This window comes from Solwaraspora sp. WMMB335 (assembly GCF_049179075.1).
GTDB lineage: Bacteria > Actinomycetota > Actinomycetes > Mycobacteriales > Micromonosporaceae > Micromonospora_E.
The window spans coordinates 1,741,309-1,757,860 of record NZ_JBMHMF010000001.1 but is presented as its reverse complement, the minus strand read 5'-3'; the positions used below and the strand labels follow the sequence as shown (position 1 = coordinate 1,757,860).

Here is a 16,552-nt window from a genome sequence, read left to right as displayed (position 1 = left end):
GCCGGCGAGGCGATGACCTGGCCGGCGAGGCGATGACCTGGACCGGCTCAGCGTGCGGTGCCGGCGGACAGGGTCAGCGCCCGGTGCAGCAGCCGGGCGTCGCCGAGCATCGCCCGCAGCCGGCGTTCGAGACCGGCGATCGGCACCAGGTTCTGCGGCGCCCGGGGATCCTTGTACGGTGCGGAGGCGAACCGGGGGAGTGCGGCCAGGGACAGGTCCGCCAGTGCGATCGCCGCCTGTGCGGTGAGGTCGGGCCGGCACTCCACCCGTACGATGCCGGCCCACGGCGCGCCGCGTGGCCCGGGCAGCCGTAGGTACCACGAGTAGCTGCGCCAGCGGGTGCCGCGCAGGAACACCGGGCTGCGCTGCGCCGGTGCCAGGGCGGTCACCACGGGGATAAGGCTCGCCGGCAAGTACGGCTGTCGCTGCGACTTGACGTAGCCGATCGTGTTCGGCAGCTGGCGCCCGCGTAGCGGACCGTCCACGACCAGCAGGTCGGCGTCGCCACTGCCACTGCCACTACCGGTGCCGTCGCTGGCCCGCGCCTGCTCGGACACGCTGATTTCGAGCGCGGCCAGAGCCGGCTGGACGGCTTGCGGCAACGTGGTCGGATCGGCGTCGTCGACCCGGTGCGCCGGGTAGCGGATCCGGCCGACGACCAGGTCGGTAGCGGCGACGCTCGGGGTGAACAACCCGCGCGCGGTGCGTGCGCCGACCAGTCGCGCCGCGCCGCGTCGCAGGTCGCAGCGCACCACCCCGGCCGCGTACGACGCGGCCAGCGCCGGATAGGACACCCCGTCCGGCTCTGCGCTCCACAGCGACGCGTCGATCCGGCGTACCCCGTCGACCAGTAGCACCACGTCCGGCGACCGTACGTCGGACGGCTGGCTCAACGGCCGCCACGCCGCCGGGTCGAGCTCCGTCGCGAGGTCGGCCGGGTCGAAGCCGTCCTCGGCCGGCCCCGGCCCGGCTGGATCGGCCGCCTCGAACGAGGTGCCGTAGCCCGGCTGCCACCCCTCGACGTACCAACGGATCCCGGTCGGCGGCTGGTGGACCGCGGTGCTGCTCACAATCCGCTCCGCCGCACTCGGGCGGTCCGGGCGTCCTTGCTGACCTCGAACCGCACCGGCACCCGCTCGGCGAGGGCCGGGACGTGGGTGACCAGGCCGACCATCCGGTCGCCGCGGGCGGCCAGCCCTTCCAGGGTCGCCGCGACGGTGTCCAGGGTGGCCGCGTCCAGCGACCCGAAGCCCTCGTCGAGAACGATCGACTCCAGGCTGGCCGCGGTGCTCGACATGCCGGACAGCTGCTCGGACAGGGCCAGCGCCAGGGCCAGCGAGGCCTGGAAGGTCTCCCCGCCGGAAAGAGTGCGAACGCCACGACGCAGTCCCGCGTCGTGATGGTCGACGACGAAGAACTCGCCTTTGTCGTGAACCAGTTCGTACTGTCCGCTCGACAGCTCCCGCAATATCCGTGAGCCGCCCTCGACCAGCAGGTCCAAGGCCTCGGCAAGCAGCCAGCGTTCGAAGTTGTTCGCCCGCAGATGCCCGGCCAGGGCACGGGCCGTCTGTGCGTCGCGCTCGTGCCCGATCCGCCGCTGTCGCAGCTCGCCGGCCTGGGTGAACCGTTCACTGACTCGGCTGTGCTCGGCCTGGGCACGCTGCAGCGCCAGCGCGACAGCCTGCCGGTAGGCCGCCGGGTCCGGTGTCGTCGAAGCCGGTGTCGTCGGGTCCGGTGCCGGCCGGTCGTCCTGTCGACCCGCCGGTGGTACCTCGCCGGCCGCGACGAACATCTCGTCGACGTGGGCACCCGTATCGGCGGCAGCCCGCCGGGCCGCGTCCAGCGCGGCCTGCGCGTCGACCCGCTCGCCGCGCCGGGCCGCGAGCTGGGCCGCCGCCCAGCCGGCCAACCTGGCCCAGGCGCCTGTCAGGTCGTCGCGATCGGCGGCCGGCGGACCCAACCGGGCCACCGCGTCGCGAGTGGCGTCGAACTCCCGCCATGCCGCCTGCAACCGCTGCTCGGCGGCGAGCACACCGCGTTGGGTCGCCCGGGCGGCGTCCCGGGCCCGCCGGACCGCCGTACCCGCGTCGTCGACCGCTCGCTGCGCCCGCTCCAGCGCGTCCAGCTCGGCCCGCAGCGCATCGGCTCCGGGGGAGCCGGCCAGCTGGGCGTCGAGTTCCGCCAGCCGGGCGGTGAGTTGCTCGTCGCGGGCCCGCGCCTGGTCCAGGGCGCGTTCCACGGCCCGTAGCGCCTGCTCGGCTTCGGCCACCCGGTGGCGGGCCTGGTCGGCGGTGGCCCGTGCCGCGTGGCCGGCGGCTTCCGCCTGCGCGAGCCGCGAGCCGTCCGGCAACGCCGGTACGACGGACACCGGCTGCGCGCATACTGGACAGTCGGCCCCGGCCACCAGGTGACGGCGCAGCGCCGCGGCCCGGTCACCGGACTGGGCCTCCTGGTATGCCTGTCGGGCCCGGTCGAGGGCGGCGTCCGCGTCGGTCGCACCGGCGCGGGCCGACCGCAGCGCGGTGACGCCGGCATCGTGTTCGGCCTGCGCCGTCGCGACGGCCGGCGCGAGCGCGGCGGCGTCGGCGGCGAGCCGGTCGCGCTCGGTGTGCGCCCGTAGCAGCAGCCGCAAGGCGGTCGGGTCGCCCGCGGCGGCCAGTTCGGCGCGGATCTTGTCCTCGCGTTCCTCGGCGGCGCTCACCTCGTGGCCGGCGACGGCGGCGGCGTCCCGGGCGGCCGCGACCTCGTCGGCCACCGCGGTGACCGCATCGGGTGGGCGCAGTGCGGTCAACAGGTCGAGCTCACCGTCGATGCCGGCGAGGCGGGCATCGGCCTCGGTCACCGCCTGCTGCGCCCGTGCCAGCTGCGGAAGTACGGCCGCAACGGTGTCGACGAGCCCGCGCACCGCCGCCAGGCGCTGGTGGGCGGCGTCGACCGCCGCCTCGTCGGCATCGGTGAGGCCACCGAGCAGATGGTCCACGGCGGCCATCGCCGCCTCGGCGGTGGCCGCCCGGGCGGTGGCCCGTTCCCGGATCCGCTCGTAGACGTCCAATCCGAGCAGGTTGACCAGGATCTGCTGGCGGGTGGCGGGCTTGGCGTGCAGGAAGTCGGCGAATCGGCCCTGGGGCAGCAGCACACAGGTGGTGAACTGTTCGTACGGTAGCCCGACCGCGTCCAGCACCGCCCGGTCCATCTCGGCCGGGCTGCCGGCGAGCACCTCGCCGAGATCGTCCGGGCTCATCCCGGTGTCCAGCCGGGTGACGTCGAACCCGGGCGGCATCAGCTGCAGTCCGGCGTTGCCGGTCTTCACCGCGCCCCGGGCGTCGCGGCGCACCACCCGGGTGGCGACGTAGCGGCTGCCGGCGCTTTCGAAGACCAGCCGGACACGGGCCTCGGTCGCCGACGGGGCCAGCGCCGAGGCGATGCCGCGACTGCTGCCCCAGCGCGGCACCACGCCGTACAACGCGAAGCAGATCGCGTCGAGAATGCTGGACTTGCCCGACCCGGTCGGTCCGACCAGGGCGAAGAAGTCGGCGTCGGTGAAGTCGACCGTGGTTTCCGTCCGGAACACGGTGAAGCCGGCCATGTCCAGGCGTAACGGCCTCACGACGAGGTCACCTCCTCCTCGTACAGGCTGTCGAACAGCGCCCGGACCCCGTCGTCGGCGGTATGTCCACGGGAGTCCAGGTAGTCGGCGAACAACTCGCCGGGCACCCGTCCGGCCCGCTGGGCGACGCGGGTGCTCGTCGTGCCCACCGACACGAACTCCGGATCGATCCGTACGTCCAGCGCGCGGGGCAGCAACTCCTGCACCTGCTCGCGCAGCCCGGCCCGGGGCGTTTCGCGGACGAACACCCGCAGCCAGGCGTCGCCGTGCCCGTCCCCGGTCAGGTCGGCCAGCTCGGCCAGCGTGCCCCGGACGGTACGCAGGGCGGTGGCGGCGGTGACCGGCACCTCGCGCACCCGGGCGGCGGTGCTGACGGTCACGTCGACGACGCTGACCGAGGGCACGTTCTCCGCCTCGCCGAAGTCGATGGCCAGCGGGCTGCCGCTGTAACGCACCGGGCACGGGCCGTCGAGTTGCTGCGCCCGGTGCAGGTGTCCCAACGCCACGTAGTGGGTGCTGGTGGGGAAGACCGTCGCCGGTACCGCGTACCCGAGCACGGTGTGCACCTCCCGCTCGCCGCCGCCGGACCGGCCGCCGACCACGGTCAGATGGCCGGTGATCAGGTTGACCGAGCCGGAATCGGCGAATCCCTGGGTGAGCCGGGTGATCAGCCGGGCCACGTGATCGGCGTACGTCTGGGTCGCCTCGGCCGCGGTGAGCTGGTACATCTCGGTGGCGCGTACCGCGTACCGCTGGGACAGAAACGGCAGGGCGACCAGCCGCCACCGTTCGCCGGTCGCGGTGGCGCCGTCGATGACGTGCTCGTCGGGATTGTCCCGGACGGTGCCCCGCAGCGTGATCCCGGCCGCCTCGGCCCACGGGCGCAGCGCGTCCAGCGCCGGCCCGTTGTCGTGGTTGCCGCCGATCGCCACGACCGCGGCTCCGGTGCCGCGCAGCGCGGTCAGCGCCCGGGTCACCACCCGGGTGGCGTCCGGGGTCGGGGCTGCGGTGTCGTACAGGTCACCGGCGACGACCACCAGGTCGGGACGCTCCGTCCGGGCGATCTCCACCACCTGGGCGAGCACCGCGATCTGCTCGGCCAGCCGGGACTGTCCCTTGAGCACCTTACCGACGTGCCAGTCGGAGGTGTGCAGGATACGCATCCGGGCGTCGCCCTCCCCTCGGCCTCGGGCCAGCTCAGAACGGGATGTCGTCGTCGGAGATCGCCGAGCGGCTGCCCACGACGGCGAACGGGTCGGCGGACTGCACGATCGAGCGCAGCGTGCCCGACGGCGCGGTGCCGGCCTCCGACGAGCGGGTCGCCCAGGCCGGGAACGGGAACTCCAGGCACAGCGGGACCGGGATGTCCGGCTGGTTGACGAACATGGTGCCGGGCTTGGCCAGCAGCACCCGCTGCCGTTGCACGGCGGGCAGGAAGCCGTACTCGGGCCGGGACGCCTCGGCCGGGTCGAGCCGGCCGACCACCCGGACCGCCGAGTTCGTCACGATCCGGCGTTCCACCTCACTGGCGGTCTGCTGCGCGCCGATCAGGATCACCCCGAGCGAGCGGCCCCGCTCGGCGATGTCCAGCAGCACCTCCTTGATCGGCGACGAGCCGTCACGCGGGGCGTACTTGTTGAGCTCGTCGAGCACGACGAACAGCAGCGGTTTGGCGGTGCCGGCCCGTTCCTTGCGGTCGAACTCGCTCTTGAGCGTCACCCCGACCACGAACCGCTGTGCCCGGTCCGGCAGGTTGTGCAGATCGACCACGGTGACCTGGGCGCTCTCGGCGGTGTTGATCTGGTGCGGCCGGCGGGTGGCAAGGTCGCCGCGGATCAGCCGGGCCAGGTCCTTCTTGCTGCCGATCAGCCGGCGGGCGAAGGCGTTGACCGTGCCCATCCCGACCGCCGAACCGGCCCAGGCCGCCCGGGTCTCCTCGTCGCCGAGCTGGTCCACGACGTGGTCGACCAGATCCGGGTAGGAGCCGATGCGCCGCCCGTCGAGGCTGATCCCGCCGTCGGCCGGCTGGGCGTGCCGGTGCAGGTACGCGGTGACCGCGTGGACCACCATGGTGTACTGCTGGCGTTCGTCGTCGGCGTCGGCGAAGACGTAGGGCAGCAACCGGTGTTCACAGAACTCGGCGACCGTCCAGTAGAAGCTGTCCACCCCGGAGAGTCGGCTGGTCACGTCGGGGGTGCCGGAGGCGTCACCGGCGCGGGGCGGGGCGTAGACCCGAACGTCCGGGAAGGCTCCGGCGGGCAGGCCGAGCCGGGCGTACGCGGCGGTGGTGGCCTCGTCGAGGCGGACGTTGGGGTGGTCGAGGAAGAGCAGGTCCTCACCCTTGACGTTGAAGATCAGCGCCTTGGCGTTGACCGCGTCGCCGCCCAGGGTCCCGGAGCGGAACACCGAGTACAGCAGGAAGGTGGCGAAGCTGGTCTTGGTCGCGACGCCGGAGATGCCGGAGATCGACACGTGTGCGCCGCGCTGGCCGTCGAGGAAGTCCGCGTTGAGATAGACCGGGACACCGTCGCGGCCGGTGCCCATCGGGATCCGGCGTTCCATCCGGTCGAAGTGCAGGGCCCGGGCGCGGGCGTCACCGGCGGCCCGCCACACCGGGGCGCCCGGCTCGGGGGGCACGTAGATCTCCGGGTCGACCCGGGTGGCGGTGATCTCGGCGGCCTCCTGCACCTGGGCGGGCAACGTGCCCTCGGCGATGGCGAACACGTCGGAGTCGAACTGCGCGCCCTCGTGCCGGGCCCGCACCTGGGTGACCACGCCGGCGATGGTCACCGGCTGCGCGCCGGGCAGTTCGCGGCGGGTCACCACGACATCGTCGAGTTGCAGGTAGCTGCCCGGGCCGACGGCGGTCCAGAACTGCAGCGGGGTGGCGTCGGCGGTGCCCAGCACCCGGCCGACCGGCGTGCCGGCGGAGTCGGTCGCCGCGCCGAACGCCTCGTCGGTCGGCGCATCGGACGGCCCGATCGGGTCGCGCCCGGTCGCGTCACTCATCGTGATGTCCCGATCGCTGTACCTCGCGTCGCTTCGTACCCACGACGTGCATCCTGCCCCACGGGTACGACTGCCGCCCGAACCGACTCGGCAGTGCTGACGGGTTTTCCCCAACCCCTCGTGCCATTCGGGGCGGCCAACACCAAGGGGTGTCGTTGCGACTACGCAGAGTTGTCGACGGTGGTGGCTCGGGTGTAGCGCAGCAACAGCGTCCCGGCATCGTCGGCGAGGACCTGGCACAGCCGGAGCCGGCGTGGTGGGCTCGGCGGGCCGGCGCTGATCCGACCGGCGCCGGACCCGGCGAGCAGCGGGGAGATGGTCAGGCAGAGTTCGTCCACCAGGTCCGCCGCGGTCAACGTGCCGAGCAGCAGCGGCCCACCCTCGCAGAGCAGGCGCTGGTGCCCACGGGCGCGCAGCTGGTCGAGCCCGACCCGCAGATTCGCCGCCCGGCCGCCGGTGTCGATGACCTCGGCCACCTCGGCGAGCCGGCGGCGCCGCTGGCGCGGCGCGGTGGTGGCGGTGAGCACGATCGGCCGGACCGGCGCGTCGGCGAGGGCCGGGTGTGCCGGGTCGAGGTCGAGCGAGCCGGACACGACCACCAGCGTCGGGTGTTCGGGCAGCCCGTGCCGGCGCCGCCAGTCCCGCCGTCGCGGGTCCAGCCGCAGCGCCCGGTACTGCTCCTGGCGCAGGGTGCCGGCGCCGACCAGCAACGCGTCACAGAGCATCCGCAGGATCGCGAACACCCGCTTGTCGGTGCGGCCGGACAGCCCCGCGGACCGCCCGGCCACCGCGACCGCGCCGTCCGTGCTGGTCACGAAGTTCGCTCTCAGATGCGGCCCGGTGGGGGTCGCGTACGCCGCGACCAACTGCTCGTCGTCGAGTCCGGCGTCGGGTGGTTGCGGGATCAGGCGCCCGATCCGGGCGGTGGTGCTGCCGCTGGTCGCCGCGCTCTCGGCCGCGTCCGCGCTCATTCGCCGGCCGGACCGGTGACCGGTGGGGCGGGTACGGGGGTACGGTGCTGGCAGTCGCACCAGTTACGGTCCCGACACTTTTCGTGCTGGCTTTTCCGGCACGCGCGGCAGATCATGAATTCGAGCCTAGACGAGTAGTTCCGATGTCAGGGGTCGATGTCAGGGCGTGAAGAGAGGGTGTCCAAGATCGTGTTGTGACGCAAGACCTGGACACCCTCCTGACCGCACTGTACGTGAAAATCGACGACACCATCCGCACGCCCCGATGGCGCGGCAGACCACCGCTGCTGACCGACTCGGAGCTGGTGTGCCTGGCCGTGGCGCAGGTCCTGCTCGGCGCCCGCTCGGAAGCCCACTGGATCCGCTACGCCCGCATCCACCTACGCCCCTGGTTTCCCTACCTGCCACAACGACCCGGCTACAACAAACGGCTCCGCGCCGCGCTACCACTGATCAAGAAGACGATCCGGGCCCTGGCCCGCGACAGTGACTTCTGGTTCGACAACCACTGGATCGTCGACTCCACCCCGGTGCCGTGCGGCATGTCCCGCCCCACCGTGCAACGCTCGGACCTGGCCGGCTGGGCCGGATACGGCTACTGCGCCTCCCACTCCCGGTTCTTCTGGGGACTGCGCCTGTACCTGGTCTGCACCCCGACCGGGATGCCGATCCTGTGGGCTCTGGCCAACCCGAAGCTCGGCGAGCGGGAGGTCCTCACCGCGATGCTGGAGGTCGAGGCCGGTGTCGTCGCCGAACACGACGGCATCCTGCTGATCAGCGACAAGGGCTTCGCGTCCGGACCCTTCGAGCGGAACCTCGCCGACCAGGGCATCACCCTGCTACGCCCGTCCCGCAAGAAGGAGAAGACCCGCCACGGCGAACCGCTGCTCAAGAAGGTCCGCCAGCTGATCGAGTCGGTCAACGACACCCTCAAAGGCCAACTCGACCTGGAACAACACGGCGGACGGACCTTCACCGGTGTCGCCGTACGCGTCGCTCAACGCCTCCTCGCGATGGCCGCCGCGATCTGGCACAACAACAAGACCGGCGCACCCACCACCCGGTCACTGATCGCCTACGACCACTGACCGAACTTCGGAACTACTCGTCTAGGTCAGAGGAAGGGCAGCCATGCCCCGTCAGATCTTTCACCTGTTGGTGACGCTGTCCGACGTCGCTCCGCTGGTCTGGCGCCGGGTGCAGGTGCCGGGCGGGTACACGCTGGACCGGGTGCACCGGGTGATCCAGCACGCGATGGGCTGGATGGACTGCCATCTGCACTCGTTCGAGATCAACGGCGTCCAGTACGGCGAACCCGATCCCGACGGCGAACTGTCGCTGCGCGACGAGTTGGACGTCCGGCTGGACGCGGTGGCGGTCAAGGGCGCCCGGTTCCGGTACACCTACGACTTCGGCGATTGGTGGGAGCACGAGGTTCTGGTCGAGGACGTCAGCCTGCCCGAGCCGGACGTGCGGTACCCGCTCTGCGCCGCTGGTGCCTCGGCCTGCCCGCCGGAGGACGTCGGCGGCGCCTTCGGCTATGCCGAGTTTCGTGCCGCGACGGCCGATCCGGAGCATCCTCGGCATGCCGAGATGGCCGCGTGGATCGGCCCCCGATTCGACCCCGACGTCTTCGACCCGGTGCGGGCCACCACGCTGTTGCGCCGGCTGACCTGAGCCTGGTCCAGCCGCCGGACAGCCGCCTACGCGCCCCGGCCGAGGGCAGTAACGAAATGGGAACGCTCCCATCGGCCTCTTGACACCTCCGAAACCTCCCGGCAATCTCATGGGAGCGCTCCCGGCCGGGGTGAGTGAGATCCATGTCACTTGCTTGAACGAACGCGGAGCGCGGTCGTGCAGTGCCCGCTCCGCCGTTGTCGGACCCCCACCACGCCAACGCCGTCCACACCGTCGGAGCGGACACCGCACGGTCACCCCCACCACAGAAAGCGACCTTGAGAGGGGTCAGGATGAGCGTCACGCTCCGGCGCTACGCCGCGGTCGCACTCGCCTCCGCCGTCATGCTGACGGCGACGGCCTGCGGCTCCGACGACGCCGATTCGGATCCGGACGGCCCGATCACCCTGTCCGTCGACATCTTCGGCGACGCGGGCTTCGGATACGACGAGTTGATCGAGCAGTACCAGCAGGACAACCCCAACGTCACCGTGCAGCAGCGGGGCAAGGGCCTCGGCCTCGGCGACTACAACACCCGGCTCACCCAGCAGATCACCGCCGGCTCCGGCGCCGGGGACGTGGTGGCGATCGAAGAGGGCACGATGGCGCAGTTCTTCGCCCAGGCCGACAAGTTCGTCGACCTCGGTGAGCACGGCGCCAACGACCTCAAGGACAACTTCCTGCCGTGGAAGTGGGAGGCCGGCGTGCTGCCCGACGGCAAGGTGCTCGCCCTGGGCACCGACGTCGGCGGCATGGCGCTGTGCTACCGCAAGGACCTGTTCGAGGCGGCCGGCCTGCCGACCGAACGCGAAGAGGTGGGCGCCCTCTGGCCGAGCTGGGAGGAGTTCATCGCACTCGGTGAGGAATTCAAGGCGGCCACGCCGGACAAGGCCTTCGTCGACTCGGCCACCAGCTTCTACAACCTGGTGCTGAGCCAGATCGCCGGCGAGGGCACCGGCTACACCTACTACGACACGGACAACCAGTTCGTGCTGGAGAGCAACCCGGACATCAAGGCCGCGTTCGACCTGACCACCGACATGATCGGTGCCGGGCTGTCGAACAACCTGCAGTCGTTTTCCAACGAGTGGAACGCCGGGTTCAAGAACGCCAGCTTCGCGACGATCGCCTGCCCGGCCTGGATGACCGGTGTCATCGAGGGCCAGGCCGGCCCCGAGGCCGCCGGCAAGTGGGACATCGCGATGGCCCCGGGCAGCGGTGGCAACTGGGGTGGATCGTTCCTCGCGGTGCCGACCTCCAGCAAGCACCAGGCCGCCGCCGCCGAGTTGGTCAAGTACCTGACCAGCCCCGAGGGACAGATCGCCGCCTTCGAGGAGGTCGGCAACCTGCCGTCGTCGCCGCAGGCCCTGTCGGACCCGGCGGTCGCCGAGGCGGTCAACGAGTACTTCTCCGACGCCCCGACCGGCGAGATCTTCGCCGCCGGTGCCAGCGACCTCAAGCCGGTCTACCTCGGCCCGAAGAACCAGGCGGTTCGGACGGCGGTGGAGAACGCGCTGCGGGCGGTTGAACAAGGTCAATCACCGGAAGCGGGTTGGCAGGACGCCGTGACGAACGGTACGGCCGCCGGCCGGTAACACGTGCGACCAAACGTGCGAAAGGTGGCGCTGGCAGGAGGACCTGCCGGCGCCACCTTGCCCGCCGTCGCGTCGCGGTGCCAGCGGCGCGTGGACCCCCTGGTAAACGGCGGCCGGCCGCCGTACAACTGAAGGACTTTCCGATGAGCCTGGAGCTTGACACCGCCGCGCCGGCGCAGCCGCGCGGCAACCGGGCGGGTCCGGTCGACGGCGGCGAGAAGCCCCAGCGCCACTCGCTGACCCGGCTGGACCTCAGACTGTCGCCGTACCTCTATGTCCTGCCTTTCTTCGTCATCTTCGCGACCTTCGGCGTCTATCCGATCGTCTACACGGTCTGGATCGCGCTCACCGACCGGTCGCCGCTCAACGCCGAGATCAGCTTCGTCGGCCTGGACAATTTCGTCCGGCTGATCGCCGACGATCCGCAGTTCTGGAACGCCGTCGGCAACACCTTCGGCATGTTCGTGATGTCCACGGTGCCGCAGTTGCTGATCGCGCTGATGCTGGCCAACGCCCTCAACCGGCGGATCAGGGGCCAGACGTTCTTCCGGCTGGCGATCGCCATGCCGATCATCACCTCGACCGCCGTCGTCGCACTGATCTTCTCGATGATCTACGCCCGCGACTTCGGCCTGGTCAATTGGTTGCTCTCGGTGGTCGGTGTGGAGCCGATCGATTTCCGGGCCAGCAAGTTCGCCTCCTGGTTCGCCATCTCGACCATGGTCGACTGGCGGTGGATCGGCTACAACGCACTGATCTACCTGGCCGCCATGCAGGCGATCTCCAAGGACATGTACGAGGCGGCCGCCCTGGACGGTGCCTCGCGCATCCGGCAGTTCTGGTCGATCACCGTGCCGCAGCTGCGCCCCACGATCATTTTCACGCTGATCATCTCGACCATCGGTGGCCTGCAGTTGTTCACCGAGCCGTTGCTGTTCACCAGCGGACCGGGGGGCATCTCCGGCGGTTCCCAGGGCCAGTTCCAGACGATCACGATGTACCTGCTCGACGTCATGAACCAGCGGTTCCAGTGGGGCTACGCCGGGGCCGTCTCGCTCCTGCTGTTCCTGCTGATCGCGGTCATGTCGTTCGTCAACTACCTGCTGGCCCGCCGGATCAGCTCGGACAAGTGAGGCGCGATGACCACCGCAATCCTGGACCCGGCAGCTGGCAAGACCAAGCGTGGCAAGGGCGCGTCGACCTCCGAGCGGCTGTTCAGAGCCAGCCCGTTGACCTGGGTCGGGCTGATCCTCGGGGTGATCCTGTCGTTCTTCCCCTTCTACTGGATGATCGTCATCGCCTCACGGACCAACGACGCGGCCAACGCCTGGCCGCCGCCGTTCCTGCCCGGCGGCAACCTGGGCGACAACATCTCGCGGGTGCTGGCGAACCAGGATGCCAACATCCTCAAAGGGCTGCTCAATTCGGTGCTGGTGTCCGGCACCATCACGGTCGCCACCGTCTTCTTCGGGTCGCTGGCTGGCTTCGCCTTCGCCAAGCTCAGATTCCGGGGCAAGAACGCGATGCTGCTGATCGTGCTGGCCTCCATGATGATCCCGATCCAGTTGGGCGTGCTGCCGCTGTACATCCTGATGTCCGAGCTCGGCTGGCTCAACCGGATGCCCTCGGTCATCGTGCCGTTCCTCATCGGCGGATTCGGCATCTTCATGATGCGTCAGTACGCCGAGCAGGCGGTGCCTAACGAGCTGATCGAAGCCGCGCGCGTCGACGGCTGCTCGACCTGGCGGATCTTCTGGCACGTGGTGGTCCCGGCGCTACGCCCGGCGGCCGCGGTGCTCGGCCTGCTCACCTTCATGGAGCAGTGGAACCAGTTCTTCTGGCCATTCGTCGTGCTCGCCGATCCGACGAACCCGACGGTGCAGATTTCATTGCGCAGCCTGAACTCGGCGTACTTCGCCGACAACTCCCAGATTTTCGCGGGAACGCTGATCGCCACGCTTCCGCTGTTCGTTGTTTTCATCCTCTTCGGCCGCCAGATCATCGGTGGCATCATGGAAGGCGCCGTCAAGTCGTGACCAAAGCAGCAAGTCCGCAGACTGCCGAGCTCCGGGACGGTTCCGGGCAGCTCATCTTTCCGCCCGGGTTCCTCTGGGGTGCCGCCACGGCGGCCTACCAGATCGAGGGTGCGGCGAGTACCGATGGCCGGACACCATCGATCTGGGACACGTTCAGCCACACACCCGGCAAGGTCCTCGGTGGCGACAGCGGAGACGTGGCCTGCGACCACTACCACCGCTACCGCTCCGACGTGGAGCTGATGGCCGAGTTGGGCCTGAAGTCGTACCGCTTCTCGGTGTCCTGGCCCCGGGTGCAGCCTGGCGGATCCGGCGCGGCCAATCAGGCCGGCCTGGACTTCTACCGGCGCTTGGCCGACGAACTGCTGGCCCACGGCATCGAGCCGTGGCTCACTCTCTACCACTGGGATCTGCCGCAGCCGCTGGAGGACGCCGGTGGCTGGCCGGTCCGGGACACCGCCGCGCGGTTCGCCGACTACGCCGAACTGGTGCACGCCGCTCTCGGCGACCGGGTGCGCTACTGGACCACCTTGAACGAGCCGTGGTGTTCGGCGTTCCTCGGCTACGGCTCCGGCGTGCACGCCCCGGGGCGCAGTGACGCGGCGGCCTCGGCGCGCGCGGCGCACCACCTGATGCTCGGGCACGGGCTGGCCGTACAGGCGATGCGTGCCGCCCGACCCGATCACGACTTCGGGATCACGCTCAACCTGTACGCGGTGTCGCCGCAGACCGACTCCGCGGCCGACGCCGACGCGGCGCGGCGCATCGACGGCCTGGCCAACCGGATCTTCCTCGATCCGATCCTGCTCGGGCGCTATCCCGAGGACGTGGTGGCGGACCTCGCGCCGGTGACCGACCAGGCCCACGTACGCGACGGTGACCTGGACGTCATCGCGACGCCGTTGAACGTGCTGGGCGTCAACTACTACACCCGGCACGTGGTGAGCGCCGCGCCGGGGCCGGACCCGGCCGAGGAACCGTCGCCCTGGCCGGGCAGCGAGCGGATCCGATTCGTCACCCGAGGGCTGCCGCTGACCGACATGGGGTGGGAAGTGGACGCGCCCGGGTTGGTGGAGGTCCTGCACCGGGTGCACGACGGTTATCCTGAGGTGCCGATCTACATCACCGAGAACGGCTCCGCGTATGTCGACGAAGTGGTCAATGACAAAGTTGATGATCCGGACAGGTTGGCCTATTTTGACGTACACCTGCGGGCCTGTCACGAGGCGATCTCAGCTGGGGTACCGGTACGGGGCTACTTCGCGTGGTCTTTGATGGATAATTTCGAATGGGCCTGGGGCTATTCGAAGCGCTTCGGCATGATCCACGTCGACTACGACACCCAGCTTCGGATCCCCAAGTCGAGCGCCAGGTGGTACGCCGATGTGATCCGACGTAACGGTCTGGCCGCACAATAGGCGTGGTCAGCCAGCAATAACGGGCCGCGGCGCCGGTCCCCGGCAGGGGGCCGGCGCCGGCAGCCCAGGGTCGGAGGAACAGACGATGACAACCCAGCGCACCCGGTCACTCGGGCGGCCCACCCTCGACGCGGTCGCCGCGCGGGCCGGGGTGGGGCGGGGCACGGTCTCCCGCGTCGTCAACGGTTCGCCCCAGGTCAGCCCCGAGGCCAGAGCCGCGGTCCAGCAGGCGATCGCCGAGTTGGGATACGTGCCGAACCGGGCTGCCCGGGCGTTGGTCACCCAACGGACCGACTCGGTGGCGCTGGTGGTCTCCGAATCCGAGGAACGGGTGTTCGGCGAGCCGTTCTTCGCGGGCATCGTGCGTGGCATCAGTTCGGGTCTGCTCGACACTCCGATGCAGCTCTGGCTCGCGATGGCGCAGTCCCCGGCCGAGCGGGAGCGGGTCGAGCACCATCTGACCAACCAGCACGTCGACGGGGTGCTGCTGCTCTCCCTGCACGACGCCGACCCGCTGCCGACCCTGCTCGAACAGCGTGGGCTGCCGAGCGTGCTGGGCGGGCGGCCGGCCCGGATGCTGCATCCGGACGCCCGCCCGGCGTACTTCGTCGACGTCGACAATGCCGGCGGCGCCCGGCTGGCGGTCGAGTATCTGCTCGCCAGCGGCCGGCGCCGGGTGGCCACCATCGCCGGTCCCCAGGACATGGGGGTGGGCGTCGCCCGGCTCACCGGCTACCACGAAGCGATTCGGCACAGCGGCCAGCCGGCCGGTGGCCTGGTGGCGTACGGCGACTTCAGCGAGGGCAGCGGCACCGCCGCCATGCGTCAGCTGCTGGAGCATCATCCCGACCTGGACGCCGTCTTCGTGGCTTCGGATCTGATGGCCTGCGGCGCCCTGCGGGCACTGCGCGAGGCCGGCCGGCGGGTGCCGCAGGACGTGGCCGTGGTCGGATTCGAGGACGCACCGATCGCCCGGCAGTCCGACCCGCCGTTGACCACCGTCTACCAGCCGGTCGAGGAGATGGGCCGGCAGATGGCCCGACTGCTGCTGTCCCGGATCCGCCGCGACGAGATGCAGGTTCCGTACGTCCTGCTCGAAACCCACATGGTGCCGCGCGCCTCGGCGTGAGCCGGCACTCAAGATCATCCGATCGGGTGATACCGAAGTCAGCTCAAGCGTGTTCTTCAGGGGATTTCCTACCGAGTCATGCCATCGCAACAGGGATGAAATGGTCATCGGGCAGGCTGATGAACGACCGGGGGAGGGCCGGCCTTGCGCGACGGGAGGACTGACATGCTGTTGAGGGTCCGGGTGACCTTACCCGACCGGCCCGGTGCACTCGGCCAGGTGGCCCGCACACTCGGTGTCGCCGGCGCCGACATCGTCCAGGTGACGGTGCTGGAGCGGCTCGGTGGTCGCGCGGTCGACGACTTCACCGTGGTCTGGCCCGGGGCGGCCCGGGTCGACCGCCTGCTGGCCGGCCTCGCCGCCATTCCCGGCGTGCAGGTCGACGGCGTCTGGCGGGCGATCGGCGCGCCGGTCACCGGTGGCCAGGACGCCGAGTTGCTCGCCCAGGTGGCCGCCAACCCGACCGACGGACTGGCCACCCTGGTCGATGCGGTACCGGGGCTGCTCGCCGCGGACTGGGCAGCGGCCGCCGTGGTGCCCGCGGACTGGGCGATCCGCAGCGGTTCCCGGCCACCGGCCAACGCGGTGCCGCCCGGTACGTCCGGCGGACCGGGCGGCCGGTCGCTACCCGCCGGCGCCGAACTGCGCTTCGACGAATCGGAGCTGCCCGGTGCCGAGTTGCTCGCCGGCCTGACCGTGCCGGCCGACGAGCCGCCCTCCGGCGGTGCGCCGGCGGTGGCGTACGCCAGTTGGCGGGCGCCGGTCCCGTTGCGGCTGCCCGAGGTGACCCCGCTGCGTGCCCGGCCGATGGACGGCCCGGACGGGGTGCGCTACGCCTCGGTGCCGTTCGGTCGGGCCGGGCTGGTGTTGATGGTCGCCCGGACGGATGGCGACGACCTGCCGGCGGCGGCGTTCCACGTCACCGAGGTGGACCGGATCGCGCAGCTGGTGCGCGCGGCCACGGTGATCCTCGGTGACCGGCTCGACCTGGTGGGCGCCGACCCGGTGACCGCCCGGCGGTGAATTCACGGCCCGGCGGTCAACCCACAGAGAAGTCACCGCCGGGCAATCTGAGGGAAACAGCCCGGCGGCAAGCTGGGAATCGGCGCG

General features: G+C 70.8%; 13 protein-coding genes. 8 read left to right on the top strand and 5 right to left on the bottom strand.

The features are described from left to right. Positions 1 to 47 precede the first annotated feature (47 nt). The 5 genes from ACN27F_RS07195 to ACN27F_RS07175 form a co-directional block, all read right to left on the bottom strand. A complete protein-coding gene (locus tag ACN27F_RS07195; protein WP_421431824.1) occupies positions 48 to 1,070 on the bottom strand; it encodes a hypothetical protein in 1,023 nt (340 codons plus the stop codon). Beyond that, the gene (locus ACN27F_RS07190; protein ID WP_421431823.1) at positions 1,067 to 3,607 is read right to left on the bottom strand and encodes an AAA family ATPase; all 2,541 of its coding nucleotides are present in this window, start codon (positions 3,605 to 3,607) and stop codon (positions 1,067 to 1,069) included. The genes ACN27F_RS07195 and ACN27F_RS07190 overlap by 4 nt, the downstream gene beginning before the upstream one ends. Next, positions 3,604 to 4,770: an exonuclease SbcCD subunit D gene (locus tag ACN27F_RS07185; protein ID WP_421431822.1), complete on the bottom strand. Its 1,167-nt coding sequence runs from the start codon at positions 4,768 to 4,770 to the stop codon at positions 3,604 to 3,606. Before ACN27F_RS07185 ends, ACN27F_RS07190 begins: the two co-directional genes overlap by 4 nt. A gap of 34 nt (positions 4,771 to 4,804) precedes the next feature. After that, positions 4,805 to 6,616, bottom strand: a complete 1,812-nt coding sequence (locus ACN27F_RS07180) for an ATP-binding protein (protein WP_421431821.1) — start codon at positions 6,614 to 6,616, stop codon at positions 4,805 to 4,807. A 161-nt stretch (positions 6,617 to 6,777) separates the two neighbouring features. Beyond that, positions 6,778 to 7,587, bottom strand: a complete 810-nt coding sequence (locus ACN27F_RS07175) for a pyrimidine reductase family protein (protein ID WP_421440022.1) — start codon at positions 7,585 to 7,587, stop codon at positions 6,778 to 6,780. 194 nt (positions 7,588 to 7,781) lie between these two features. On the opposite strand from ACN27F_RS07175, the gene ACN27F_RS07170 reads away from it, so the two are divergent. From ACN27F_RS07170 to ACN27F_RS07135, 8 genes are all read left to right on the top strand, one after another. Next, on the top strand, positions 7,782 to 8,675 hold the full coding sequence (locus tag ACN27F_RS07170) for an IS982 family transposase (RefSeq protein ID WP_421431820.1): 894 nt from the start codon (positions 7,782 to 7,784) through the stop codon (positions 8,673 to 8,675). A gap of 43 nt (positions 8,676 to 8,718) precedes the next feature. Further along, positions 8,719 to 9,264: a plasmid pRiA4b ORF-3 family protein gene (locus ACN27F_RS07165; RefSeq protein ID WP_421431819.1), complete on the top strand. Its 546-nt coding sequence runs from the start codon at positions 8,719 to 8,721 to the stop codon at positions 9,262 to 9,264. Between the two features lie 293 nt (positions 9,265 to 9,557). Next, positions 9,558 to 10,859: an ABC transporter substrate-binding protein gene (locus ACN27F_RS07160; RefSeq protein ID WP_421431818.1), complete on the top strand. Its 1,302-nt coding sequence runs from the start codon at positions 9,558 to 9,560 to the stop codon at positions 10,857 to 10,859. Between the two features lie 143 nt (positions 10,860 to 11,002). Beyond that, a complete protein-coding gene (locus tag ACN27F_RS07155) occupies positions 11,003 to 11,992 on the top strand; it encodes a carbohydrate ABC transporter permease (protein WP_421431817.1) in 990 nt (329 codons plus the stop codon). A gap of 6 nt (positions 11,993 to 11,998) precedes the next feature. Next, the gene (locus tag ACN27F_RS07150; protein ID WP_421431816.1) at positions 11,999 to 12,895 is read left to right on the top strand and encodes a carbohydrate ABC transporter permease; all 897 of its coding nucleotides are present in this window, start codon (positions 11,999 to 12,001) and stop codon (positions 12,893 to 12,895) included. After that, a complete protein-coding gene (locus tag ACN27F_RS07145) occupies positions 12,892 to 14,313 on the top strand; it encodes a GH1 family beta-glucosidase (protein WP_421431815.1) in 1,422 nt (473 codons plus the stop codon). The genes ACN27F_RS07150 and ACN27F_RS07145 overlap by 4 nt, the downstream gene beginning before the upstream one ends. An 85-nt stretch (positions 14,314 to 14,398) precedes the next feature. Further along, positions 14,399 to 15,442, top strand: coding sequence for a LacI family DNA-binding transcriptional regulator (locus ACN27F_RS07140; protein WP_421431814.1), 1,044 nt, complete (start codon positions 14,399 to 14,401; stop codon positions 15,440 to 15,442). 165 nt (positions 15,443 to 15,607) lie between these two features. After that, positions 15,608 to 16,465, top strand: coding sequence for an amino acid-binding protein (locus tag ACN27F_RS07135; protein ID WP_421431813.1), 858 nt, complete (start codon positions 15,608 to 15,610; stop codon positions 16,463 to 16,465). Positions 16,466 to 16,552 lie beyond the last annotated feature (87 nt).

What these genes read in the sequence shown, in the direction of transcription:
- ACN27F_RS07185 (WP_421431822.1), bottom strand. Translation starts at nt 4,770, where the DNA reads ATGCGTATCCTGCACACCTCCGACTGGCACGTCGGTAAGGTGCTCAAG.
- ACN27F_RS07180 (WP_421431821.1), bottom strand. Translation starts at nt 6,616, where the DNA reads ATGAGTGACGCGACCGGGCGCGACCCGATCGGGCCGTCCGATGCGCCG.
- ACN27F_RS07175 (WP_421440022.1), bottom strand. Translation starts at nt 7,587, where the DNA reads ATGAGCGCGGACGCGGCCGAGAGCGCGGCGACCAGCGGCAGCACCACC.
- ACN27F_RS07165 (WP_421431819.1), top strand. Translation starts at nt 8,719, where the DNA reads ATGCCCCGTCAGATCTTTCACCTGTTGGTGACGCTGTCCGACGTCGCT.
- ACN27F_RS07160 (WP_421431818.1), top strand. Translation starts at nt 9,558, where the DNA reads ATGAGCGTCACGCTCCGGCGCTACGCCGCGGTCGCACTCGCCTCCGCC.
- ACN27F_RS07155 (WP_421431817.1), top strand. Translation starts at nt 11,003, where the DNA reads ATGAGCCTGGAGCTTGACACCGCCGCGCCGGCGCAGCCGCGCGGCAAC.
- ACN27F_RS07150 (WP_421431816.1), top strand. Translation starts at nt 11,999, where the DNA reads ATGACCACCGCAATCCTGGACCCGGCAGCTGGCAAGACCAAGCGTGGC.
- ACN27F_RS07140 (WP_421431814.1), top strand. Translation starts at nt 14,399, where the DNA reads ATGACAACCCAGCGCACCCGGTCACTCGGGCGGCCCACCCTCGACGCG.
- ACN27F_RS07135 (WP_421431813.1), top strand. Translation starts at nt 15,608, where the DNA reads ATGCTGTTGAGGGTCCGGGTGACCTTACCCGACCGGCCCGGTGCACTC.